The sequence below is a fragment of the Streptomyces sp. NPDC001443 genome, assembly GCF_053597355.1.
On the sequence record NZ_JBSFIA010000068.1, the window covers coordinates 1 to 22,726 of the forward strand.

The 22,726-nt window shown below is 69.4% G+C and carries 20 protein-coding genes and 3 pseudogenes; 13 read left to right on the forward strand and 10 right to left on the reverse strand.

Annotated elements, in window-relative coordinates; genetic code table 11:
- The 3 genes from ACWC24_RS39695 to qcrB form a co-directional block, all read left to right on the forward strand.
- Positions 1-207, forward strand: a 207-nt coding sequence (locus ACWC24_RS39695; protein WP_450667780.1) for a hypothetical protein, incomplete at its 5' end; no start/stop codon positions are given.
- A 91-nt stretch (positions 208-298) separates the two neighbouring features.
- Positions 299-718, forward strand: a complete 420-nt coding sequence (locus ACWC24_RS39700; RefSeq protein ID WP_450667781.1) for a CBS domain-containing protein — start codon at positions 299-301, stop codon at positions 716-718.
- 139 nt (positions 719-857) lie between these two features.
- A complete protein-coding gene (gene qcrB / locus ACWC24_RS39705) occupies positions 858-2,384 on the forward strand; it encodes a cytochrome bc1 complex cytochrome b subunit (RefSeq protein ID WP_450667782.1) in 1,527 nt (508 codons plus the stop codon).
- On the opposite strand, the gene ctaF is transcribed toward qcrB, so the two are convergent.
- The 4 genes from ctaF to ACWC24_RS39725 form a co-directional block, all read right to left on the reverse strand.
- A complete protein-coding gene (gene ctaF, locus ACWC24_RS39710; RefSeq protein ID WP_450667783.1) occupies positions 2,317-2,721 on the reverse strand; it encodes an aa3-type cytochrome oxidase subunit IV in 405 nt (134 codons plus the stop codon). The genes qcrB and ctaF overlap by 68 nt on opposite strands.
- Positions 2,718-4,391, reverse strand: a complete 1,674-nt coding sequence (ctaD, locus tag ACWC24_RS39715) for an aa3-type cytochrome oxidase subunit I (RefSeq protein ID WP_450667784.1) — start codon at positions 4,389-4,391, stop codon at positions 2,718-2,720. The genes ctaF and ctaD overlap by 4 nt, the downstream gene beginning before the upstream one ends.
- 271 nt (positions 4,392-4,662) lie before the next feature.
- A complete protein-coding gene (locus tag ACWC24_RS39720; RefSeq protein WP_450667785.1) occupies positions 4,663-5,043 on the reverse strand; it encodes a hypothetical protein in 381 nt (126 codons plus the stop codon).
- A 210-nt stretch (positions 5,044-5,253) separates the two neighbouring features.
- Entirely contained in the window at positions 5,254-5,631 is a 378-nt protein-coding gene (locus ACWC24_RS39725) for a winged helix-turn-helix transcriptional regulator (protein WP_450667786.1), read from the reverse strand.
- A gap of 87 nt (positions 5,632-5,718) precedes the next feature.
- Between ACWC24_RS39725 and ACWC24_RS39730 the strand changes: the two genes are divergently transcribed.
- Positions 5,719-6,711, forward strand: coding sequence for a zinc-dependent alcohol dehydrogenase family protein (locus tag ACWC24_RS39730; RefSeq protein ID WP_450667787.1), 993 nt, complete (start codon positions 5,719-5,721; stop codon positions 6,709-6,711).
- Positions 6,712-7,028: 317 nt separating this feature from the next.
- Entirely contained in the window at positions 7,029-7,649 is a 621-nt protein-coding gene (locus ACWC24_RS39735; protein WP_450667788.1) for a hypothetical protein, read from the forward strand.
- Between the two features lie 151 nt (positions 7,650-7,800).
- Here the strand turns inward: ACWC24_RS39735 and ACWC24_RS39740 are convergent, their stop codons facing one another.
- Both ACWC24_RS39740 and ACWC24_RS39745 read right to left on the reverse strand, forming a co-directional pair.
- Complete coding sequence (locus ACWC24_RS39740) at positions 7,801-8,652, reverse strand: class I SAM-dependent methyltransferase (RefSeq protein ID WP_450667789.1); 852 nt, start codon at positions 8,650-8,652, stop codon at positions 7,801-7,803.
- A 128-nt stretch (positions 8,653-8,780) separates the two neighbouring features.
- Positions 8,781-9,158, reverse strand: coding sequence for a ribosomal protein L7/L12 (locus tag ACWC24_RS39745; RefSeq protein WP_450667790.1), 378 nt, complete (start codon positions 9,156-9,158; stop codon positions 8,781-8,783).
- A 170-nt stretch (positions 9,159-9,328) separates the two neighbouring features.
- On the opposite strand from ACWC24_RS39745, the gene ACWC24_RS39750 reads away from it, so the two are divergent.
- Positions 9,329-9,871, forward strand: a complete 543-nt coding sequence (locus ACWC24_RS39750; protein WP_450667791.1) for a GNAT family N-acetyltransferase — start codon at positions 9,329-9,331, stop codon at positions 9,869-9,871.
- A gap of 19 nt (positions 9,872-9,890) precedes the next feature.
- On the opposite strand, the gene ACWC24_RS39755 is transcribed toward ACWC24_RS39750, so the two are convergent.
- Both ACWC24_RS39755 and ACWC24_RS39760 read right to left on the reverse strand, forming a co-directional pair.
- Positions 9,891-10,304 (reverse strand): helix-turn-helix domain-containing protein, encoded by a 414-nt coding sequence (locus tag ACWC24_RS39755; RefSeq protein WP_450667792.1) that lies wholly within the window; start codon positions 10,302-10,304, stop codon positions 9,891-9,893.
- Between the two features lie 586 nt (positions 10,305-10,890).
- Positions 10,891-11,481, reverse strand: a complete 591-nt coding sequence (locus ACWC24_RS39760) for a TetR/AcrR family transcriptional regulator (RefSeq protein WP_450667793.1) — start codon at positions 11,479-11,481, stop codon at positions 10,891-10,893.
- On the opposite strand from ACWC24_RS39760, the pseudogene ACWC24_RS39765 reads away from it, so the two are divergent.
- A pseudogene (locus tag ACWC24_RS39765) lies at positions 11,405-11,647 on the forward strand (anthrone oxygenase family protein); the annotation flags it as partial. The gene ACWC24_RS39760 and the pseudogene ACWC24_RS39765 overlap by 77 nt on opposite strands.
- Positions 11,648-11,816: 169 nt before the next feature.
- Complete coding sequence (locus ACWC24_RS39770; protein WP_450667794.1) at positions 11,817-13,013, forward strand: serpin family protein; 1,197 nt, start codon at positions 11,817-11,819, stop codon at positions 13,011-13,013.
- Positions 13,014-13,141: 128 nt separating this feature from the next.
- On the opposite strand, the gene ACWC24_RS39775 is transcribed toward ACWC24_RS39770, so the two are convergent.
- On the reverse strand, positions 13,142-16,450 hold the full coding sequence (locus ACWC24_RS39775; RefSeq protein WP_450667795.1) for a TIM-barrel domain-containing protein: 3,309 nt from the start codon (positions 16,448-16,450) through the stop codon (positions 13,142-13,144).
- A 312-nt stretch (positions 16,451-16,762) separates the two neighbouring features.
- Here ACWC24_RS39775 and ACWC24_RS39780 point away from each other — a divergent pair, with 312 nt between their 5' ends.
- The 3 genes and pseudogenes from ACWC24_RS39780 to ACWC24_RS39790 all read left to right on the forward strand — a co-directional run bounded on the left by ACWC24_RS39780 (position 16,763) and on the right by ACWC24_RS39790 (position 18,141).
- The gene (locus tag ACWC24_RS39780; RefSeq protein WP_450667796.1) at positions 16,763-17,632 is read left to right on the forward strand and encodes an NAD(P)H-binding protein; all 870 of its coding nucleotides are present in this window, start codon (positions 16,763-16,765) and stop codon (positions 17,630-17,632) included.
- A 163-nt stretch (positions 17,633-17,795) separates the two neighbouring features.
- Positions 17,796-18,017, forward strand: a pseudogene (locus ACWC24_RS39785) (aldo/keto reductase); the annotation flags it as partial.
- 1 nt (position 18,018) lies between these two features.
- Positions 18,019-18,141, forward strand: coding sequence for a hypothetical protein (locus ACWC24_RS39790; protein ID WP_450667808.1), 123 nt, complete (start codon positions 18,019-18,021; stop codon positions 18,139-18,141).
- A 62-nt stretch (positions 18,142-18,203) separates the two neighbouring features.
- Here the strand turns inward: ACWC24_RS39790 and ACWC24_RS39795 are convergent, their stop codons facing one another.
- Positions 18,204-20,615, reverse strand: coding sequence for an ADP-ribosyltransferase domain-containing protein (locus ACWC24_RS39795; protein ID WP_450667797.1), 2,412 nt, complete (start codon positions 20,613-20,615; stop codon positions 18,204-18,206).
- A 347-nt stretch (positions 20,616-20,962) separates the two neighbouring features.
- On the opposite strand from ACWC24_RS39795, the pseudogene ACWC24_RS39800 reads away from it, so the two are divergent.
- Together ACWC24_RS39800 and ACWC24_RS39805 are read left to right on the forward strand one after the other, a co-directional pair.
- Positions 20,963-21,691, forward strand: a pseudogene (locus ACWC24_RS39800) (ATP-binding cassette domain-containing protein); the annotation flags it as partial.
- Complete coding sequence (locus ACWC24_RS39805) at positions 21,688-22,491, forward strand: ABC transporter permease (protein ID WP_450667798.1); 804 nt, start codon at positions 21,688-21,690, stop codon at positions 22,489-22,491. The pseudogene ACWC24_RS39800 and the gene ACWC24_RS39805, both read left to right, overlap by 4 nt.
- Positions 22,492-22,726: the final 235 nt, after the last annotated feature.

A 22,726-nucleotide genomic window follows, 5' to 3' on the forward strand; every position in this document is an offset into this window, starting at 1 on the left:
GTGCAGAGCGTCATCGCCGCCAAGGCCACCCTGGAGATCGCCAAAGGCATGATCGCGCAGTACGCGGGCACCACCGTCCGCGAGGCCGCCCGGCTGCTCGACGGCTATGTGCGCGAACGGCACCTCCGCCTCACCGAGACCGCCTACGCACTGGTCGCCCGCGCCACGGAACCCGCCGCCGTCGTCGACGCGCAACCACGCGGATGAGCTTTACCGGCCGGACCGGCGTCAGCCACACGTCCCACGGGCACCCGGTCGTCGCAGAGGTACCGACGGACAACGAGAAAGGGGCCATGCCATGGCCCAGCACGTACGCGACATCATGACCCGTGACCTCGTCACCGTCGAGCCGCAGGCATCGGTGACCGCCGCGGCCCGGATGATGCGGGACGAGGACGTCGGCGCGGTCCTGGTGACCGAGGACGGAGACCTTCGCTGCCTGGTCAGCGACCGCGACCTGGTGGTGCGGGCGTTCGCCGAGGGCGTCGACCCGGACCGGACCACCGTCATGCAGGCGGCCAGTGAGGACCTGGTCACCATCACTCCGGACGACAGCCTGGACCGAGCGGTGCAGCTGATGCGCGAGCACGCCGTACGGCGTCTGCCGGTCGTCGAGGGTGAACGACCCGTCGGCATCATCGCGTTGGGCGACCTCGCGATGGAACGCGACGCCGCGTCCGTCCTGGGCGAGATCAGCGCGGCCCGGCCCAACACATAGGGGCCGTCGGCCGTCCGCCGTTCGGGTGCCGTGGCCCGGGCACACGGGTGTCGCTCGTCGGCCCGGCAGTCGGCACCCGCCCGCCGGGCAACGGATGACGGGAGCGTAGAAGCGGGAACGGTCGAGAGGTGGGCGCTTCGTGGGTCCTGCGGCGGAGGATGCGAAGGAAAGCGAGGGCCGTCCGCCGGGGGAGCGGTTCGCGAACGCCGTGGACGCCCGGCTTCCCCTCCACGACGGCGCCGGGCAGCTGCTGCGCAAGGCGTTTCCCGACCACTGGTCCTTCCTGCTCGGCGAGATCGCCCTCTACAGCCTGATCGTGCTGCTGCTGACCGGTGTGTGGCTGACGTTCTTCTTCCGGCCCGAGATGAGCGAGGTCGTCTACTCGGGCCCCTATGTCCCCCTGCGCGGCGCACTGATGTCGGGAGCGTTCGACTCCACCCTCCACATCAGCTTCGGCGTGCGCGGCGGCCTGCTGATGCGGCAGACCCACCACTGGGCCGCGCTGGTCTTCCTCGCCGCGATCGGCGTCCATCTGCTGCGGGTCTTCTTCACCGGTGCCTTCCGCAGGCCCCGGGAGCTGAACTGGGTCATCGGCGTCACGCTCTTCGCGATCTCACTCGCGGAGGGCTTCGCGGGCTACTCGCTCCCCGACGACCTGCTCTCCGGCACCGGTCTGCGCATCGCCCAGGGCATCATGCTGTCGATCCCGGTGGCGGGCACGTACCTCGCCCTGTTCGGGTTCGGGTCCCAGTACCCCGGCCACGACATCGTGCCCCGGCTCTACAGCCTGCACATCCTGCTGCTGCCGGGCGTGCTCGTCGCCCTGCTCACCCTGCATCTGATCCTGGTCTTCTACCTGAAGCACACCCAGTGGCGCGGCCCGGGCCACCACAACTCCAACGCCGTCGGCAAACCCCTCTACCCCCAGTTCACCGCCTCCTCCACCGGTCTCTCCCTCACCGTGGCCGGGGTACTGGTCCTGCTCGCCGGAATCGCGCAGATCAACCCGGTGTGGGTGTACGGCCCCTACCGGCCGGACCAGGCCTCCACCGGCTCCCAGCCGGACTGGTACGTCGGCTTCCTCGAGGGCGCGCTCCGCATGGTCCCGCCCTGGGAGACGAACGTGGCCGGCCACACCCTCATGTGGAACGTGCTGCTGCCCGCCGTCGTCCTGCCGGGCCTGCTGTTCGCCGTCCTGTACGCCTGGCCCTTCGTCGAACAGCGGCTGACCGGGGAGTGGCGGCGGGAACAGCACCTGTGCGACCGCCCCCGCGAACGGCCGGTGCGCACCGGCCTCGGCGCGGCGGGCGTCACCTTCTACGGTGTGCTGCTGCTGGCCGGCGGCAACGACATCACCGCGCAGACCTTCCGGGTCTCCGTCAACGCCCTCACCTGGATCCTGCGGACCGCCCTGATCGTCGCCCCCGTCCTCGCCTTCCTCCTCACCCGCACGCTGTGCCGTGCCCTGCTGCACGCGGAACAGGAACGGCTGACCGAGGGCGAGGAGAGCGGAGAGGTCCGGCAGAACCTCTCCGGCGGCTACGAGAGCGACCACCGCCCGGTGACCTCGTTCCGGCCGGGCGCCCCGCGCCGGCCGCTCACTCCTGCTGACCGGTCCCCCGATTCACGTACTGGAACACCAGCCCGGCGATCCCCCGGGCCATGACACCGAAGCCGATGAGGAACAGCCACAGCCCGAACACCACTCCGGTCGCCGTCACCGCGAAGCCGAGCGCGGTGACCACCGGCCACGGGCTGTACGGCGGGAAGAACTCCAGCGGCCCGCCGGAGTCGGCCACCTCGGCGTCCGTACGGTCCTGAGGACGCGACCCGCGGCGTACGTACTGCATCGCGCAGAAGAACGACACCAGCGAGGCCATACCGAACGCCACGATCAGCGCCGCCGTTCCGGCCGGGTCGAAGTGCGACCACACACCGTAGAGCGCGGCGGCGCCACCGAAGAAGACGGCCACACCGCCGAAGAGCATCGCCTCGGCCTTCACCGCTGTCCCTCCTTCTCCGCCCGCCGCGCGGCTTCGGGATGGTGCAGATCGAACGCCGGGGACTCGGAGCGCACCCGGGGCAGCGCCACGAAGTTGTGCCGCGGCGGCGGGCAGGAGGTGGCCCACTCCAGACCGCGCCCGAAGCCCCAGGGATCGTCCTCGTGGACCCGCCGCCCGTGGTGGGCCGTGTACCAGACGTTGTAGAGGAACGGCAGCGTGGAGACCCCGAGCAGGAACGCGCCCGCCGACGAGATCGTGTTGAGCAGGGTGAACCCGTCGTCCGGAAGATAGTCGGCGTACCGGCGGGGCATTCCCTCCGCACCCAGCCAGTGCTGCACCAGGAACGTCGTCTGGAAGCCCGGGAAGAGCAGCCAGAAGTGCCACTTTCCCAGCCGCTCGTCCAGCATCCGGCCGGTGAACTTGGGCCACCAGAAGTAGAACCCGGCGAACATCGCGAAGACCACCGTGCCGAACAGCACGTAGTGCAGGTGCGCCACGACGAAGTACGAGTCGGTGACATGGAAGTCGATCGGCGGCGATGCCACGAGCACCCCGCTCAGGCCGCCCAGCAGGAACGTCACCATGAAGCCGAGCGACCACAGCATCGGGGTCTCGAAGGAGAGCGAGCCCCGGTGCATCGTCCCCAGCCAGGCGAAGAACTTGATCCCCGTCGGCACGGCGATCAGGAGCGACATCAGGGAGAAGAACGGCAGCAGCACCGCCCCGGTGGCGAACATGTGGTGCGCCCACACCACCGCCGACAGCATGGTGATCGCGATCGTCGCCCCGATCATCGGCAGATACCCGAACATCGGCTTGCGCGAGAACACAGGAATGATCTCGGAGACGATGCCGAAGAACGGCAGCGCGACGATGTACACCTCGGGATGCCCGAAGAACCAGAACAGGTGCTGCCACAGCAGGGCCCCGCCGTTCGCCGCGGCGAAGACCACCGATCCGAACTTCCGGTCCGACTCCAGGGCGAGCAGCGCGGCGGTGAGCACCGGGAACGCGGGCAGCACCAGGATCGATGTGAACAGCACGTTCCAGGTGAAGATCGGCATCCGGAACATGGTCATGCCGGGGGCGCGCAGACACAGGATCGTGGTCACGAAGTTGACCGCGCCGAGCGTGGTCGACACACCGGTGACCACCAGCCCCATCACCCACAGGTCCCCGCCCGCGCCGGGGGAGTTGTACGCGCTGTTGAGCGGCGCGTAGGCGAACCAGCCGAAGCCGGCCGCACCACCGGGCACCAGGAACCCGGAGACCACCATCAGCCCGCCGAACAGGTACATCCAGTACGACAGCGCGTTCAGCCGGGGGAACGCCACGTCCGGGGCGCCGATCTGCAGCGGCATCACGGCGTTCGTGAACCCGGCGAACATCGGGGTCGCGAACAGCAGCATCATGATCGTGCCGTGGATGGTGAAGAGCTGATCGTAGGTGTGCTCGCTCATCAACTGCATGCCGGGACGGGCGAGCTCGGCACGCATGGCGAGGGCGAACAGCCCGGCGAGGAGGAAGAAGCAGAACGCCGTCACCATGTACAGACGACCGATCACCTTGTGATCGGTCGTGGAGAGCCAGCCCAGCAGTCGGCGTCCCGACGGTGCAGGCGCCGCGGGTGGTGCGGGCGCCTCGGCGAGACGCTGCAACGGTCCGCTCATGATCCTCCTCAACCGGGTCCAGCCCGGAAGCCGCACCGAGGTCGCCCTGCCTGCCGGTCCGAACCACGACGTACGCCGGCCCCTGCGGAAGGGGGGAAGGATGACATGGCGGACAAGCGGATGTCGGTCTGCTTTGCGAAGACGCTATCGCGAACCGGTCGCTCGTCCCGTCCGCCACGCCTCGCCGTCGGCGCTGCGTGTGGTACGTCGCTGAACGGTGGGGGAAGCACCGGCGACGGGCCCCGGTGGTGGCCGGGTTCGGCCGGGCGGGTCAGGGCCGTGCGACGGCCGGGGTCGACGCGGCGGTGAGTACGCCTGCGGTGGCGATGGCGGTGTCGGCACGGGCGTAGACGACCAGACGGGTGCCGTCCGTGTCCGCGTTCGCCTCGAGCGAGCGTCGGACGGGGGCGCTGTGCGTCGTCACGGACATCACGAGCCCCAGCCGGTTGCACAGGCGATGGGCGCGCAGGACGACGCCGACCACCGCGTCGGTGGCCGCCGGTGCACGGAGGACGACGACGAGAGAAGCGGGCCGGAGCCCCAGCACGAGATCGCTGATCTGCTCGAGCAGCGCGGTCCGGCCACTGATGCCCGGGTCGTCGTCCACCGTGAGGACGAGTACGCCTTGCTGAACCGAATGACGGGCCATCATGACCGCTCCCTTCCTCTGCCAGGGATCGGTTCCCGGTCCGAGTACCCGTTCTGTGGTCGATGGATCTGCGGGACCGGCCGCTCGTGCGATTGTTCTGCGGCCCGGTGCCACTGGCCCGACGCACGCCCGCACGACGAGGCGCGCTTGGTTCCGAGCGTGATGTTCCGACCCTGACCAAATGCTCGCGGGCGGGCGGCGCCGCGACGCCGGTCAGTGCGGTCGGCCGTGGCGAGCGGCGGCCTGCGCCGCCTCCTGGAAGTCGAGGACGGCGCCGCCGTGGTCCCTCGCCCAGTCCGTCAGGACCTCGATGGGCTCGACGAGGGTGCGGCCGAGGTCGGTGAGGCTGTACTCGACCCGCCGAGGCGCTTCGGCATGGCGTGCGACCAGGCCGTACTGCTGCAGCCGGCGCAGCGTCTGGGTGAGGACCTTGCGCGAGACGCCGCCGATGAGGTCGACGAGCTCACCGTGCCTGCGGGGTTGTCGGCTGAGCCCGAAGAGCACGAGCACGGCCCACTTGTCGGAAATGATCTCGACCGCCAGGCGGGTGGGGCAGTCGGCGAGGAAGGCTGGTCCGGCCACGTTCTGCATGACATTCGAAGGTACCAGGAGGTAACGCGCGGCTCCGTAACGTCCTTAGCGGGAAACGAAACCAGCATGTGATGCGGAGGATTCACCATGCCACGAGTCGTTGTGTTCGACGAGTTCGGCGGACCGGAGGTCATGCACGTCGTCGAGGAGCCGGTCGTCGAGCCCGCCGTCGGCGAGGTGCGGGTCAGGATCGAGGCGTTCGCCGTCAACCCGCTCGACGGGATGATGCGTTCCGGTACGTCGCCCGCGGCCGTGCCCCTGCCGCACGCTCGTCTCGGCGTCGAAGGAACCGGCGTCGTCGACGCGCTGGGCCCCGAGGTCACCGGGCTGAAGATCGGCGATCCGGTCATCCTCGCGGCCGTTCCGGACGCGAGCGCCAGGGGCAGCTACGCCGAATACACCACGCTCCCCGCGAGCCGGGTCGTCGCCCGGCCGGCCGCGCTCGCTGTCACGGAGGCGGCGGCGGTCTGGGTCGCGTACTCCACCGCCTACGGCGCCCTCGTAGAGAAGGCGGGGATGCGGCCCGGCGACCACGTCCTCATCACGGCCGCGTCCGGAGGCGTCGGCCGGGCGGCGATACAGATCGCCAATCAGATCGGCGCCGTGCCCATCGCCCTCACCCGGCACACCGCGAGGACGGACGACCTGCTCGCCGCCGGGGCCGCCGCGGTCGTCGCCACCGACCGCACGGACGTCGCCGAAGCCGTCCGCCACCACACCGGTGGGGCCGGTGCCGACATCGTCCTCGATCTGGTCATGGGCCCCGGCCAGCAAAATCTCATCGAGGCGGCGCGACCTGGCGGAACACTGGTCGCCGCGGGCTTCCTGGACCCTCGGCCCACGCCCTTCCCGAGCGGCGCACCGCTCACGGTCTTCAGTTACCGGAGCTTCGAGCACACCCTCGACACCGTCGTGGTCAGGCGCATGGCGGCCTTCCTGAACGCGGGTGTACGCCTCGGGGCGCTGCGGCCCGCCATCGACAAGGTGTTCGCGCTCGACGACGTCGTCGAGGCACACCGCCGTCTCGAGAAGGGGCTCCACGCCGGAAAGAAGATCGTCGTCACGGTCCAGGCACACTGATCACGGGCGTTGTCCACGGGGCTGGCGGGCTTCGGCGCAGCGAGCCTCCTCGTATCACGGCCGATCGCCCCATGGCCGTAGCGACACGCAGGTATCGAGGAGCCGTGAGCGGTCAAAGATCCACCAAAGGGGCTAATCTTAGGTCAATTTGCCGCTCGTGATGGCGATATGACTGCGTGTCGGCTTTGGAAAGTGCGGTAAATACCCCCATTGGCGCTGCTCCGGCGATCTTTCAATATGACCGATATGTCAGCTATAGGTAAATTCGATCGCGAGTCGGCTGACGGGTCGGCATCCCTGCAACAGGAGACAGCGACATGAAGCTTCGTTCCAAGGCGGTCACCGCCGCCGTCACGGCCGCCGCGGCTCTGGCCGCGACCGGCATCACCTACGCCTCGGCCGCCTCCGCCCCGGCCGCCTCCGCCCAGGCCCCCCAAGTGGCTCCGGTTCCCCAGACCGTCAAGGCTCCCGAGGCGGCCCCGGCTCCCCAGGCGGCTCCGGCCGTCGCCGACCTGCCCGGCGGCGGCAACGGGCAGAACGGCAACAACAACAGCAAGGGCGACGAGGGCGACGGCGACAGGGGTTACGGAGGCGACAGGGGCAACGGCGGTCACAGGGGCGGCGGGCATCGGGAGGAGGGCCGCATCTTCATCAACGAGCGGTCGTACTCCGCTTACCCCGATGGCTGCATCACCGTGGTCAGCGGTCTGGGCGCATGGAGCCTGAACGTCCGCAACGAGTCCCGTCGGACCGTCGAGGTATTCCGCGGTGCGGTCTGCGACAACGGCGCACCCGTCGCCACCGTCGGACCCTTCAGCTCCAGCAACGGCGTGCGCCCGGGCTGGACCAAGGGCATCGACATCCACCACGGCGTCGTGGGCAGCTTCCGGGTGGTCAGGGACCACTACGGGGACCGCGGGGGCCGCGGGGACTACTAGGGTCCGGCTTCGGACGGAGCTTGCCCAGGACAGGAATGACGTGAGACCGACCGCCGCCTCCCAGGAGGCGGCGGTCTCGTCGTACCTGGTGGCCCTCACCGGGCCCCAGTCGGAACCGGTCGTCCAGGGGGGCCGGGAGCCGGGAGTCGCTCTAGCGGCGGATCGCCGAGATCAGTCCGCCGGGCTGCTCCTGGCGCTGCGGCGGGGTGTTGACCGGGCGGCCGTAGGCGGCGGCGCGCTCGCGCAGGGTGTGGCTGTCGGCCTTCCAGCCGTGCCCGGCCAGCCAGCCCACCGGGTCCTCGGGCATCTCCGAGACCCACATGGACGCCGCTGATCCCGGCGCGGCGTCCGCGCCGAAGCGCTCGATCGTGCCGTGCGCACCCAATGTCAGCCCCATCCGGCTGCCTGGCCCCGACTGCGCGCTGATCCGGGCCAGCAGCAGTTCCACCGCGTCCTGGGGCAGATAGATCAGCAGTCCTTCGGCGATCCACACGGTCGGCGCCGCCGCATCGTGTCCTGCGGCGGCCAGCGCGGCCGGCCAGTCCTCACGCAGATCCACCGGGACGGTGATCCGCTCGCAGCGTGCGACGGCGCGCTCCTGGCGCAGCACCGAAGCCTTGAAGTCCAGCGGTACGGCGGTGTCGACCTCGAACAGCCGGGTGCCCTCGGGCCAGTCCATCCGGAAGGCCCGGCTGTCCATGCCGGCGCCGAGGAGTACGACCTGCCGGATCCCGGACGCGGAGGCCTGCTGCAACAGGTCGTCGAGGAATTTCGTCCTGATGACGATGGAGAACGACACGGCCAGCCGGCGTCGTCGCGCGCCCTCGTCATCGGGCAGTGGTGGCGAGGAGGGCCACAGGCCGCCGGCGGCGGCGAAGGCCTGTGCCAGTGGGTCGCGGAACAGTGCGTTCTCGCGCTCGGTCTCCAGCGCCCGCACCCTGGCCACCCCCACCGCCGTGGCCCACACTCCGGACGGCTGCACACGCTCCTGTCCATCAGTCACCACGCCAGCTTAGACGACCGATTCCGAGGGACCGGATGAAAGGAGCCGGCCTCAGGCACGGATCCGTGGCTCGCGCTCGGTGGCATCCCCGCAGGACCGTTCCCCTGCGGGATGACGTCGACGCGGCCTCAGAGGGTGAGGCCGGTGGGCCCGTAGGCGCTGCAGAACTCGCAATCACAGTGGGTCAGGGAGTTCGCCTGGCAATGGGCGGCCGGCCAGTGGCGGGACGCGCAAGGGGCCGGGGCGAGCGGCGTCTCGTCGCGGGGCACTGCCCTGTCGCACCAGGTACAGCGGACGGCTGTGGGCACACCGGTCTCCCGCAGATGCCGGGCCGCGACGACGGCGGTGTCGAGCGGGACATTCCCCAGAACCACCGCAGGGGCGCTGCCCAGAAGAAGCTTGCTGCGCCACAGGCTCAGTCCGGTCACCGTTCGGACTGCCTGCAGGGCCTCCCGCCCCCCGCTCCCGGATTCGGTCACGAGCACGGTGAACGCCGGCACCTCCATGGGCACGTCTCCTTCGGCGACGGGACAGCCGCCCTCAGTATGTCGACGCGGAGACCTGCGGCCCATCAGTTTTCACCGCACCGATCCTGCCGAGCGACGACGTCTTCGGCCGGCCGTCGAAGTGCCTTATTGGTTTGCCGCCGGCCGGCCCGGTCGGATAGGAAGCCCACATGCTTCGAGGCAACAAGATCGGGCTGCGGGCCCGGCACGAGGACGACATCCCAGTCCTGCGGACCGAGCTCTACGACGACGTGGTCAACTCCTCGCGGGCCGAGGCCGGGCCGTGGCGGCCGATCGCGCCGGGCTCGAAGGATCCGCGGCTCGAGGTGGACGACACACACGAGGGGAGCGTCCGGTTCTCCGTGGTGGAACTGGAGGCCGGCACCCTGGTCGGCACGGCGACGCTGTGGGGCATCGACAACCACAACCGGTGTGCGCACATCGGGCTTGGGCTGCTGCCGTCCTCCCGCGGCAAGGGCTACGGCACGGACGTGGTCGCGGCGCTGTGTCACTACGGTTTCGTCGTGCGCGGCCTGCACCGGCTGCAGATCGAGACACTGGCGGACAACGCCGCGATGCTCCGCGCCGCCGAGCACAACGGCTTCGTCCGCGAGGGCGTGCTGCGCTCCTCGGCCTGGGTGATGGGCGAGTTCCTGGACGAGGTACTGCTCGGACTCCTCGCCCGGGACTGGAAGGCGGGCTCGAAGGTCTAGCCCGGAGCTGTCCGGGCGATCATGTGCCTTTCGCCTGCTCGGTTCCTGTCGTGGGCCGTTCGGGTTCCGCCTGAGGGGCTTCCATCGGGAAGCGGATGGGGCTGAGCAGATATTGCGCCCGTTCGGGACTCGGCCGGTCGGCGAGCTTCGGAGCGATGGCCGCACGCAGCTCGCCGATCAGTTCCTCCAGTTCCGCCGGGCTGAGCCAGAGCGCATGCTGCCGGTAACCCACGAGATCGGCCACAAGATCAGCGCTGTCGCGGTCGAGACAGGCGGTGAACTCGGCCAGCAGGGCGGTCATTGCGGTGGCGAATGCCTGCCGGTGGTCCTCGGCGGTGAGCGTGCGGACCACCTCGGAGCCGATCACAGCCCGGTCCTGTCGCAGCCGGTAGTGCCGTTCCACCGCGCCGCGCACCCTGCGCTCCTCGGCCACCTCGAGGACCCCTGACACGCCGTCAAGCCTGCTGCCACTGGGCTTCTCCGCCGCTTACTGGCTCGATCTGCGCGCCTCCGACCCGGTGGCCACGGCGGCCCAACTGGTCTGTCCGATGCTGATCCTTCAGGGGGGACTACCAAGTGACCGTCGCCGACGACCTGACAGGCTGGCAGCGTGCCCTGGTGCGCCGGCCCGACGTGACAGTCAGGATCCACGAGGAGGTCGACCACCTGTTCTTTCCCGGCACCGGCCGACCCACGCCGGCCGAGTATGCGCAGCCAGGACATGTCGGCCCTGCGGTAGTGGACGAGATCGCGACCTGGTTGGCGCGACGACAGGGGAGCGCATGCCCAATGGGGCAGCATGAACGCGACGATCTCTCGGATGCCGAGTGGGGACGGCTCGGGCCGCACCTGCCGGTGGTTGCGGTACGGGCACCCCCTCGGCCCGCAAGGACGTGGCGTAGGCGGCCATGTCGTCGTGGAGCGCCGTGCCGAGCGGGCGCGAGGGACCGGAAGCGATGTCACAGGCAGGCAGTGGCGGGATTCGAGGGCCGCGGCCACGTGCCCGCCGGGAAGGCGCGTCAGAGTACGGCGAGACGGTCCACCAGCAGTTCGATCCTCTGCTCGGTGTCTTCCGGCGGCAGCCGTCCCGACCGGGTCAGGGTGGCGATCCCGTGCAGGGACGCCCAGAACACCTCGGTGAACATCCCCGCGTGGACGCCGTCGCCTGCGACCTCGCCGAGGCATTCCAGCAGGGCGGCGAAGGCGTCCTTCAGCGGCTCGGGCGTGTCCTCCTGCGCGTACGCAAGGCCGCCGTCGAGCTGGAACAGGGCGTCGTGGACCGCCGGATTGCGCTCGGCGAAGTCGAGGTAGCCGCGGGCGAGGGCGGCGACCCGGGCGCGCGGACCGTCCGCGGCGGCGGTCGCGGCCCGCGGCGCGACGGCCGGCTCGGCGGCGCCTTGGAGGGCGACGACACCGATGATCTCGCGCTTTCCGCGGAAGTGGCTGTAGAGGACGGGCCGGCTGTACTCGATGCGCTCGGCGAGTCGGCGCGTGGTGACCGCGTCCCAGCCCTGGTGCTCGGCGAGTTCGCGGGCCGTCGCCGGATGGCACCGCCACGGCACCGGCCTCGTCGTCACCGCCGCCGGACTGCCGATACTCAGTGTGATCATGTCGCTCCTGCTGCTTGTCCCGATCAACAACCGGAACAGGACGTGGACTCCCGAGACCCGCCCCGAGGACTGGAAGGAGCAGATGAACCGCTGGGACCGCTGGCACTACGTGCGCGTCGCCGTCATCATCGGCGCCTTCACCCCGCCGGTCGCCGCCCTCGCCTGACGCCGAAGCAGATCAACACCCTCCGGGCCATCGCCTCCATCCTCTTCGTTCTCCGGTTCGGGACGGAGTTCATCCTGGGCCCGCGGACGTCGCGGCGTTCAATTCGTTCGCCGGTCGGTACTTCAGGGTTCTACTCTCGTGAGGTTCCGGGAGCGACGAGAGGGCGGGCATGGCCAGTCACGGCACGGTCAGAGCCATCAACGGACTGGCCGCGCGTTGGGCCGCGACCCTGCCCCACGACGGCACGGTACTTGCCGCAGCCGGGGTGTGGCCGTTGCTCGGCCTTCTCGCCGACGGTGCCGCAGGTCCCGCCCGGCAGGAACTCTCGGACGCACTCGGCATCCCGGCGGACGGGGCCGCAACGGCCGCACGAGACCTGCTCGCCACGCTCGGGGCGACGCGTGGCCTGGATGCGGCCCTGGGGTTGTGGACCCGCGACACCCTGCCCGTCGAGCCGGCCTGGCTGGACCGACTGCCCGTCGACGTGCACGGGCAGCTCACCGGTGACCCCGTCAGCGACCGGTCGCACCTGGACACGTGGGCAGCCCGGTGCACCCGAGGACAGGTCGACGCGATGCCGGTCCCCGTGGACGACGACACTCTGCTGGTGCTGGCCGGCGCCCTGACCCTCCGTACCGACTGGATCCGGCCCTTCACTCCGGGCGCGATGGAAGCCGAAGCCGGGCCCTGGTGCGGCAGCGACCTGGCCGGCCTGTTCCGAACCACCAGTCTCCTGAACCGAGTCGGCATCGCGGAGACGGCGGCCGGCCCCCTCACCGAACTCCAGGTCATCGGTACCCATGGCATCGACGTCCACCTGTACCTCGGAACACCTGACGCAACCGCAGGCCAAGTTCTGACCGGCGCGGTGGGCGCACTCCACAACCGCCGGGCAATGATCCCCGGCGAGCACCTCCCTTACGGCGCCCCGGGCCCCGGGCTGTCCGTGACCCGCGTCCCCAGCGTCGACGGCGAACCCAGGCTCCACGTGACCACCGTGCCGTTCACCGTCAGAGCCCACCACGACCTGCTCGACCATCCCGACCTGTTCGGCCTGCGCACGGCGACGGACGTCTCGCAGGGCCACTTCCCCGGCATAAGCACCGAGCCACTTGCTGTCCAGGCCGCCGCACAGTCCATGACGGCGACGTTCGGCGCACGCGGTTTCCGCTCCGCGGCCGTCGCCGCCTTCTCCGGGATGGCCGGCGGCATCCCGCGCCACCCCTTCAGGGCCCGCACGATCAGCGTCTGCTTCGACCGCCCCTTCGGATTCCTCGCACTGCACCGAACCTCCCGGCTCATCCTCGACGCAGGCTGGGTCACCGACCCCGACACCCTCGAGGACGCCTCCCGGGACGACCGGTGAGCGCCCCTCCGTACGGCCCGGCGGCGGTCTCCCCGTCCATGACCAGCACGGCATGACGCACAACGCGCCGCCCGGAGCACCGTCCGGACGACGCGTCACGACAGGGCGAACGTTGCTCGATGCGGCACCTAGTAGGCGATGGTGATCGGGGTATGCACGGTGCGTCGGGGGAGGGTGAGAGTCAAGACGCCCGTGGCGGCGTTCCACTGATAGTGGCTCGGGGCGAGTCGTCCCTCGTGTGTGGTGACCTTTGCCGGCATGTGGTCGGCTCCGAGGACGGACAGCGTCCATTGTCGGCTTCGTACCTGGCCGTGGAAGGAGCCCTTCGCCGCGCTGATGGTGACGGTGTGGTGCCCACGGTGCTCGGTGTATCGGATGGTCGTGGTGGCGCTGTGGCCCCGGTGGCGCGCGGCGGCGGGGGAGCCGTCGTCCTCGTAGAGGGTGTATTCGCCCGATGCGCCGGGGGCGACGGTCAGCGTCAGTCGGGTCAGCGGAGCCTTGTCGTTGCTCGTGGCGTCATGAGTTCGGGTCGGAACGATTCCCCCGGCTTTCATGAACACGGGCATCGAGTTGAGATCAGTCGTGATCTCCTGTGTGGTGCCGCCCTGGTAGGTCTTTCCGGTGAAGTAGTCGGTCCACTGGCCCGGCGGGAACCACACCGAGGTGGTTGCGGTCGTCCCGGCTGTCGTGACCGGGGCGACCAGGATGTCGGAGCCGTAGAAGTATTCGCTGCCCGCGGTGGCGTACGCCTGCGCCTCGTCCGGGTACTCCAGGTAGGTGGGACGGACGATGGGAGTGCCGGTTCGGTTGGCTTCCTCGGCCAGCGAGTAGGTGTACGGGACCAGGTTCTCACGGAGGTTGAGGAACTTGTCCGCCGATTGCCGTGCCTGGGGGCCGTACTGCCAGGGCAGCCGGTCGCTGTGGTTGCTGTGCAGCCGGTCGATCGGCTGGAAGGTGCCGAACTGGACCCAGCGGGCGTACAGGTCGTCGGGCAGCTTGTGCGTGCTGTGCGTGCCTCCGGCGTCGGTGTAGGTCTCCGAGCCCTTGAGGCCCGTCGTGTCGTTGTGACCGCCGATGTCGTGGGTGATGGCGGCCAGCCCGGTGGCGGCGGACTCGCCCGGGGTGTAGCCGACTTCCAGCTTCAGGGTGCCCCAGGTCGAGGAGGTGTCACCGGTGAAGTGGACGGTGCTGCGCTTGTCCGCCCACGGCCCGGTCGGCAGGCCCTGCTGGCCGCTGTAGCCGCCGGCCTGGAGTGAGCCGTAGGCGCGGGACAGCACGAAGCCCCGGCCGGAGCCGTGGCCGGTGAGAGCGGCGTACTGCTGGTTGATCCATGCGTCCGGCGTGACTCCCGGCAGTGCTGCCTGCGACTGGTCGCAGCACCAGTCGAGCCACCAGAAGTCGTTGCCCTGCTCGTCCATGGTGCGGTGGAGGTCCATGTACGCCTTGAGCTGATCGGGGTCGCCGAAGTCGAAGGTGTAGCAGTTGCCCTGGACCGAAGCGGCTGAAGCGCAACCTCCCTTCGTCAACTTGCCCTTGGCGGTTGCCTGTGCCTGCGCGAACTGCGGGTCGGAGGCAAGGATACTCGGGTGCACGTTGAGTGTGTTGTGCAGCCCCTCTTGGGCCGACCAGTCGAAAAAGCCTTTGGGATCAGGGAACTTGGCGGTGTCGATCTCCCACCCGCTCCAGTCGTTGACAGCCTTGAAGTCGGTGTCCGTCACCAGCACGTCCAGGGGTACACCCTCGGATCTGAAGGCCGGCAGGATCGTGTTCTCGTAGTCGGCCGCCGTGCGGTCGATGTACTCCGAATACCAGACCCCGTAGGCCCATTGCGGCAACAACGCGGACGGGCCGGTCAGTGTGGCCAGGTCACTCAGGCCCTGTTTGTAGTCGTGCCCGAAGCCGAAGACATAGCCGTCCTGGTAGGGGCTGCCGCCGTGCGGGGGCCGGGGCGCGACCTGTTGCGTCGTCGTGTCGTACAGCGCCGACGAGGTGTCGTCCAGCAGGTACCAGCCGTCCTTGTTCAGGAGACCGGGCGTGGTGACGGGAGCGGGGCCGTTGCCGGTCACACCGTCCAGACCGCGACGGTAGCCGCCGAGTGCGAGATGCGGCTGAGGAGCAGGGGCGTCGGCCGGGGCCAGGGAGATGGTGTCCAGGTTGACGTGGCAGCTCGCCGCGTCCGGGCAGTTGAGGCTGAGGTCGTCCTCGCCCGCGTTCAGCGTGACGGGTGCCGTCGCGGTCTCCCAGTCGTTCCAGTCGTCCGTCGCCGGGAACGACAGGGGGACGTTCGTGCCACCCGACGAGACGGACGCGGTACGGGCCTGGTGCAGACCGTCTCCGCCAGTGCCGTTGGCGTAACGGATCCGCAGCGTATAGGTGCCCTTCTCGGGGATCCCGACCAGGTGGGTGGTCACGCTGGATCCTTGGTTCGTCTCGGCGACGAAGCCGCTTCCTGCATAGCCCTGATGGTCATCGGCACTTACTGCCCCACCGGAGATCCGCCCCGCCTCCGCCTCGCAACTCGCGCCGAGCAGACAGCCGGTGATGGCGGTGGTGGAGACCGACGGGTACGGGTCCTTGGAGCGGACCAGGGCGACGCTGTCGACGTTGACGTTCCCGGAGTCGGCGACGGTCCGGGTGAGCGCCACAGTATGGTGACCGGCGCTGAGCGCCACCTGCGCGGTGACAAGTTTCCATGTGTCCCAGTTCGCTGTGGTCGGCAGGGACACCTTCTGCGGCGCGGCGCCATCCACGGTGAGGGAGAGCGTCCTTGTCTCGTTCTTTCCGTCGCCGCCGGCAGAGTTGGCGTACCGCACATCGAAGTCGTACGTCCCGGCGCTGCTGACATCGATGTCAGCCTTCGCCGAACTGCCGGTTCCCGCGAAGCCGGCCGCGAAGCCCGCGCCGGTGTGGCCGCTGTGGTCCTCGGCGACGGACACGCCGTCGAGTTGGAGTTTCTCGGCCTCGCACAGAGCGCCCAGCGAGCATGTCAGCCGCTGCCAGGGAGTTGCGGTGACCGCGTTGTCGCCCGCGGTCTCACGCACGGAGAGATTGGCCGTGTCGAACGGTCCTGATCCGACCTTGTAGCGCAATTCGGTCGCTTCGGTCTTGATGGTGAGCCAGCCGTCGGAGACGCGGGACGAGTAGGCGGTCCGGGCAAAACCCGTGCGGCCTATCGCGTTGAAGGTCGGCTCGTCGGTGAACTTCCCATCGCCCGCGTATTCAGTGCGGATCAATGTCGGTGACAGGACTTCGAAACGCGCGTCACCGGACGTGATACTGGGAATGCGCTGGTCGGAGGCATCCCCCGGGGAGAGGGGCCCGGCCGAGGCCGGGCCGCCGCCGGCAAGTGCCACGGCGGTGGCAAGTGACAGCGCCACGGCCGTGCTCACCTGCCGCCGCCCAGATCTGAGACGTCGCTTCTTCGCCGCACTCGGCATGTCAACTCCGTTCACTCGGTGAAGAGTCGTGCCATGTCAACCCAGGCTCGCTGTGCAGCAGGCGCCGTCCTGCACAGCTGTCCTGTCGCATCGAACTCGGTCCGTCCGACGGTCGCGCCTGCTCCCTGAGGTGTCAGTCAATCCCGCCCTGCGGGCCGTGTGAAGGGTCGTGTCGACGTGCTCGGTGAAGCACTCGGCCGAATGCGGATGAATGCGCCCAGCAGGACCTGCCGGAGATCCCCTTGACCTGAAGTGTGGTTGAGCTTTTAGCGTGTCCTCCGGTTGATCGACTGACTATGGGAGAAGACGCTCGTGATTCTCGTGACGGGAGCCACTGGGAACATAGGCGGTGCTCTGCTGAAGGAGCTGCACGAGCACGGTACCGGGCCGGTGCGGGGTCTCACTCGTAACGCTGCGCGGACCTCATTCCCCGAGGGGGTCGGGGCCGTTGAGGGGGACTTCACCGAGATTGCTTCACTGGAGCCGGCGCTGGAGGGGGTGCGCTCGCTGTTTCTCGTGTCCCGTATCGGCTCGGACGCCGACCTCCTCGATGCCGCCCGGGAGGCAGGTGTGGAGCACGTGGTGCTTGTGTCGTCCATCACCGTCCAGACCCATCCGCACCTCGGCCCTGCCGCCGAGAACCTGGCTGTCGAGGAGCTGCTCGAGGACAGCGGTATGGCCTGGACGATTCTGCGGCCGACGCAGTTCGCGTCGAACGTCATGATGTGGGCGGCCTCGATCCGCGACGGTGAGGCGGTCCGCGCGCCGTATGCGGACACCGCGCTGCCCACGATCCACCCGGCGGATATCGCGTCGGTGGCGCGGGTCGCGCTGACCGTGCCCGGCCACCGGGGGCGAACGTATGCCCTGACCGGTCCGGAGCCGGTGACAGCCCGGCAGCAGGTGGAGGCCGTCGCGGCAGAACTCGGACGGGATGTGCCCTTCGTCGAGATCAGCCGGCGGGAGGCTCGTGCTCAGTTGGCCGCGGTCTTCGGGGAGGAAGCCGTCGACGCGGTGCTCGATGTGACGGGCGGGGACGTCAACGACGAGCTGCTGGAGGTGCGCGACACGGTCTCGCGGGTCACCGGCTCCCCGGCCAGGCCGTTCAAGCAGTGGGTTTCGGAGAATGTCGCCGCTTTCCGTATCGTCCGCCACTCTGCCGGATGGCAGCGGAAGATCTGAGGCCAAGTCCTGACCAGCGCTTTCTCATCAAGACCAACGGCCTTGCGATGATGGTTGGTTCCGGATGGGGACGTGATGTTTCGCCCAGCCCGTTGACCTGTCGCAGCACACGGTGACGGCTCCATGCTCCAGGACCTGAGAATCCGGCGGGCGAAGGAGCACGGTGGGCGCGGCGGCGGCAGCAGGGACCTGGAAGCTCGGGGACCTGGAAGTGAATCGCATCGGCTACGGCGCGACGCGGCTGACGGGCAACGGCATGATGGGGAACTCCGACGGCACGCCGATCGACCGCGATGCCGCCGTCCGGCTGCTGCACAGTGCGTTCGAGCAGGGCGTCAACCACATCGACACGGCCGCCTTCTACTTCTCACCACCGCGGTCCGCACGTGCTCGCCATTCCCGGCACCAGGAACCCGGCACACCTGGCAGAGAACATCGCCGCAGGAGCTCTGCACCTGACCGAGGAGGAGCCGGCCCTCCTCGACAAGCCGGACGAGGGCACCGCCTGACCCACTGCCCGTACTTGCCGACGAGGGACTGAACCTCCAGGACGCCGGCAGTGCCGAGCGGTTCAGGAGACCACGGGAACAGCGTCCGTGACCTCGCTCAGCCGGACCGTGCACAGTCCGCGGGACTCGCTCCTCACCTCCGTCACCTTGAGCTGGGTCCCCGGCGTGAGGATGTACTCCTCCTCGCCGGTGAAGGCGGAGAAGCTCTTGATCCCGACCGCCCGGGCCGGCGTCACCTCGAAGAGGGTCCGCTTGCCGCGACTGCCCAGGAACGCCCTGGCCACCTGCAGCTCGGAGGTGCACGAGGAGACGCCCCACCAGGTCACCGTACGGCCCACGGGGTACTGCGCCCGAAGGTCCAGCGACACCCCGCGCCACAGCGGCTGTGTGTAGGCCGGCAGCTCCGAGACCGCCGAGAACAGCAGCCGCAGGTACGGCAGGTAGGGCGTGACCCTGGTGCGGTCGGGGGAGCGCAGGACGCTGTTGATCTCGCGGTAGAAGGCCGACTCACAGGTGTAGAGGTGGAGCGCGGCGATCGCGTCGGCGGACAGGCCGCCGCCGGCCGCCTGGTCTGCACGCCGCTTGCCGAAGTCGTGCGAGCGCCGGATGTGCCCGGCGAGCCCGGACAGCACCGCGGAAGCCGGGGCGATGGCGCCCTGGAAGTCCATCAGCGCGGTGTCGAAGACACCGGTGATCGCCGGCAGGACCAGGCCCTCGTCCTTGACGCTGGTGAGGCGCTCCAGGTACAGCTGGTGCAGGTTCATGGTCGACTCGATGAACGCGCCCATGCGCGCCGCGACACCCCCGTCCGCACCGTCCGCGCCGCCCGCCGTCTCGTTCCACCCCTTGCTCGGCAGCCAGTCGATGCCGTCGGCGCCCAGCGAGGCCAGAGCGTCGTTGACCTGGGCGAAGTGGTCGCCCTCGCAGAAGATGTCGCCCTGTGCCGCCGGGTTCGCGTGGTCGAGGTGGCGGACCTCTACGTCCGGGTACTTCTGCTGGAGCCGCAGGACGACTCGCTTCAGGCTGCGGGCATGCGCCCCCCACCACGCGAACACGACCCCGCGGTCCTCCTCGGCCGCGTCCTGCTTGGCCTTGAGGATCTCCTCGACGATCCGCTCGGCGACCGGCCGCCAGAACGCCGTGTGCTGGTCCGGCCCCATCGCCCCGTCGCCGCTCGCGGTCAGCGACGCGTTGAGCAGCAGCACGCCCTGCGTCAGCATCGCCTGGAACCACTCCGGCGGCTGGACCGTGTCCTGCTTCTTCAGCAGCGCCCGTACGTCCGCGATCGGGGTCTTCTTGGCGATGCCGTACTTCCACATCGCCGCCGCCTTGATGAGGCACCTGATGCTGACGACCCGGCCGAACTGGCTGTCCTTCCAGTCGCTGAAGGTGTTGTCGAACATGGCAATGCCGGTGGCGCTCTCCGGCCGCGGATACGGGTTCTGGCCGAAGACCACGACCTTCCACTTGTGCGGCGGGTTCGGCTTGAGCGCCTGGAACGTCAGCTCGCGGACCGGTACCACCTCGTGACTGCGGCCCTTCCCGATGAACCGTGCGGCGTCCGGCTGCGCCTCGATGACCGGCTTCAGCAGCGGGAGCCAGGCCTCCCCGCCGCCGTCGAAGAGCTCGGTCAGGGCGAGGGGGTCGTTCACGTCGGGCTGGGGCTGTGACGGCTGGCCCGGAGCCGGGACGCCGGTCGTCGATGCGGTCATGGCGGAGGTGCCTTCACTCGTCGCGGCAGAAGGAGAGGAGGGAGCGGGAAGGGCGGTTTCGGGCGCCGGCGCCGGCGCGGGTGCGGGTGCGACGGGCGTGACGGCGGCCGGCGGCACGATGCGCACCCGCTGGTCGACGGGCGCGTTCTCGATCCCGTGGAGCTGGGAGACGATCGTGGAGCGCAGCTCGTCGTCGTCCTCGAACCAGTGGTCGTGGAAGAGCGTGTAGCCGGTCCACATGAGATTGGCGCACACCCGCGCCGGCACCTGGCCGGTCTGCGCGCCCAACCCGACCAGTGCCACGGACCGGATGCTGCCCGGCTTCTTCCGGTTCTGCCGGTGGACGGCCTGGAAAGCGGCCGCGCACGCCAGCGCCACGTTCAGCGTGGCGCTCACGTTCTGCGAGGAACGCACCATCGTCGGCGTCGATATCAGATACCGCGGGACGGTCGCGCCGGACGGTACGCAGACCGCGCTGCCCACCGGCATGGGTCCGGCGAACCGGTCACGGATCGCGCGCTGGACCCGGACCTGGATGCCGGACCCCAGGTACCGCTTGATGACGGCGTCGACCCCGCCGTCCATCCGGCCCCGGGAGTTCGTGGGCGTGACCCAGGCGTCGACGTCCTCGTCGAGGATCGATCCCTTGCGGATCTCGATGCCGGGCGTGTCGGCGAACGCGGCGCGCCACGCCTCCACCACACGCTCGTTGACGTCCGTCAGCACCACCCTGAGCACGGGCAGCACACTGCTCTCGGTCATCTTCCACTCCTGTCGGGCAACAGCGGTTCCAAGACCTCGAACGTATCTCCCACCACTGACAACGCAGCTCCGACAAGGGGCCGGTGACCTGCCGTCAGGCGGCAATGCCCGTACCGATCGGTGACCGCGCACGTCCGTTGGAAGGCGTGGCCGGTTCGGCCGTCAGTCTCGTACGTCCTCCGAGGACGCGGAGTGGATCCGGTGCCAGTGCCGGGCCGAGCGGGCCAGGTCGTCGATGACGTGGAGAAGGAACTGGCTCGTGTTCTCCAGTCGGGCGCCGGCGGGGGTGGTGGTGCCGAGTCTCCGGGCTACGGCCCTGCAAGCCTCGGCGATCTGCGTCTGGTTGCGCGGTCCGGGCAGCGATCGGCGTCACCGGCCAGTTCTCCGCAGTGGACGGCTTCCTCACCGGTGAGGAGAACCTGCTGTTGATGGCCGACCTGAACCGCCTGCCCCGCCGGGAACGGCGGCAGCGTGCCGCGGACCTGCTGGCGCGGTTCGACCTGGCGGACGCGGCCCGGAAGCCCGCGGCACGCTGTTCAGGTGGGATGCGCCGCCGGCTGGACCTCGCGATGACGCTGGTCGGCCGGCCCCGCGTGATCTTCCTCGACGAGCCGACCACCGGGCTGGACCCGCGCAGCAGGCGGACCATGTGGGAGATCATCCGCCGACTGGTGACCGACGAGGGCGTCACGATCTTCCTCACCACCCAGTACCTCGAGGAAGCCGACCGGCTCGCCGACCGAATCGCCGTGCTGCACCAGGGAAAACTGGTCGCGGAGGGCTCGCCGCAGGAGCTCGAACGGCAGGTCGGCAGCGGCCACATCACCCTGCGGTTCGCTGACTTGCGCGATTACGACCACGCGGCCCGGACGCTGGACGTGTCGTCCCGCGACGATGAGGCACGCACCCTGCGGATCCCCAGCCAGGGCGATGTCCGGGCGTTGCGCGCACTGCTGGAGTGGCTCGACCACGCCGCGCTCACCGTCGACGAACTCCAGGTCCACACCCCCGATCTCGATGACGTCTTCTTCGCCCTGACGGGCAACCCGGTCACGGAACAGGAGCCCGCCCGATGAGCAGCGCCTCCAGTACTGTTTCCCGCGCCTTTGCCGACTCGGCGACCATGTTGCGCCGCCAGTTACGGCACATGCTGCGCTATCCGACGCTCATCCTGACGGCCGCCGGCGTTCCGGTGGTCTTCCTGCTGCTGTTCGTCTACGTTCTCGGCGGCATCCTCGGCGCCGGCCTCGGCGGACCCTCGGACGGCCGGGACGCCTACGTGGACTACGTCGTCCCCGGCGTCATCCTGATGACCGTGGCGACCGCGGCCCAGGGCACGGCGATCTCGGTGGCCATCGACATGACCGAGGGCATCGTCGCCCGGTTCCGCACCATGGCCATCGCACGGGTCTCGGTGCTCACCGGTCATGTGCTGGGCAGCCTGATCCAGACCCTGCTGAGTGTCACCGCCGTCGTCGGGGTCGCGCTGCTGGTGGGATTCGAGCCGACCGCGGGCGTCGGCGAATGGCTCGGCGCGATCGGCATGCTCGTCGTGATCATCCTCGCGCTCACCTGGCTGTCGGTCGCACTGGCCATGGTCGCCAAGAGCGTCGCCACCGCGAGCAACATGCTGACGCCGCTGATGATCCTGCCGATGACGGGCAGTGGGTTCGTCCCCACCGACTCGATGCCGGGAGGGCTGAAATGGTTCGCCGAGTACCAGCCGTTCACCCCGTTCATCGAAATTCTGAGAGGGCTGCTGATGGGCACCCCGATCGACAACAGCGCGATCCTCTCCCTCGGTCGGTGCGCCCTGATCGCCCTGGGGGGCTATCTGTGGGCGAAGAAGCTCTACAACCGCGAGCCCACCAAGTGAGCGGGGGACCGCTCCTGGAGATGAGCGCCGACGACATCCGTCGGCCTCGGCCGCCCCGTACCGATCTCGCGGCCGGACGCACCGGCCCGTCTCCCGGCGACGCCCACCACCTTGCCGACGTCCGCCGACTGCTTCGGCGCGGCGGACGAGGCGGTGGCCACCCGCACGGTTCGGGTGTCAGCGAGGGCATCGCCACTGCTGGGTGAGCCATACGTCAACCGACCGTAAGGTAGCG

Excerpts from the sequence above, each read along its gene's own strand:
- ACWC24_RS39700 (WP_450667781.1), top strand. The coding sequence starts at position 299 with ATGGCCCAGCACGTACGCGACATCATGACCCGTGACCTCGTCACCGTC.
- ctaD (WP_450667784.1), bottom strand. The coding sequence starts at position 4,391 with ATGAGCGGACCGTTGCAGCGTCTCGCCGAGGCGCCCGCACCACCCGCG.
- ACWC24_RS39720 (WP_450667785.1), bottom strand. The coding sequence starts at position 5,043 with ATGATGGCCCGTCATTCGGTTCAGCAAGGCGTACTCGTCCTCACGGTG.
- ACWC24_RS39725 (WP_450667786.1), bottom strand. The coding sequence starts at position 5,631 with ATGCAGAACGTGGCCGGACCAGCCTTCCTCGCCGACTGCCCCACCCGC.
- ACWC24_RS39730 (WP_450667787.1), top strand. The coding sequence starts at position 5,719 with ATGCCACGAGTCGTTGTGTTCGACGAGTTCGGCGGACCGGAGGTCATG.
- ACWC24_RS39735 (WP_450667788.1), top strand. The coding sequence starts at position 7,029 with ATGAAGCTTCGTTCCAAGGCGGTCACCGCCGCCGTCACGGCCGCCGCG.
- ACWC24_RS39745 (WP_450667790.1), bottom strand. The coding sequence starts at position 9,158 with ATGGAGGTGCCGGCGTTCACCGTGCTCGTGACCGAATCCGGGAGCGGG.
- ACWC24_RS39750 (WP_450667791.1), top strand. The coding sequence starts at position 9,329 with ATGCTTCGAGGCAACAAGATCGGGCTGCGGGCCCGGCACGAGGACGAC.
- ACWC24_RS39760 (WP_450667793.1), bottom strand. The coding sequence starts at position 11,481 with ATGATCACACTGAGTATCGGCAGTCCGGCGGCGGTGACGACGAGGCCG.
- ACWC24_RS39770 (WP_450667794.1), top strand. The coding sequence starts at position 11,817 with ATGGCCAGTCACGGCACGGTCAGAGCCATCAACGGACTGGCCGCGCGT.
- ACWC24_RS39775 (WP_450667795.1), bottom strand. The coding sequence starts at position 16,450 with ATGCCGAGTGCGGCGAAGAAGCGACGTCTCAGATCTGGGCGGCGGCAG.
- ACWC24_RS39795 (WP_450667797.1), bottom strand. The coding sequence starts at position 20,615 with ATGACCGAGAGCAGTGTGCTGCCCGTGCTCAGGGTGGTGCTGACGGAC.
- ACWC24_RS39805 (WP_450667798.1), top strand. The coding sequence starts at position 21,688 with ATGAGCAGCGCCTCCAGTACTGTTTCCCGCGCCTTTGCCGACTCGGCG.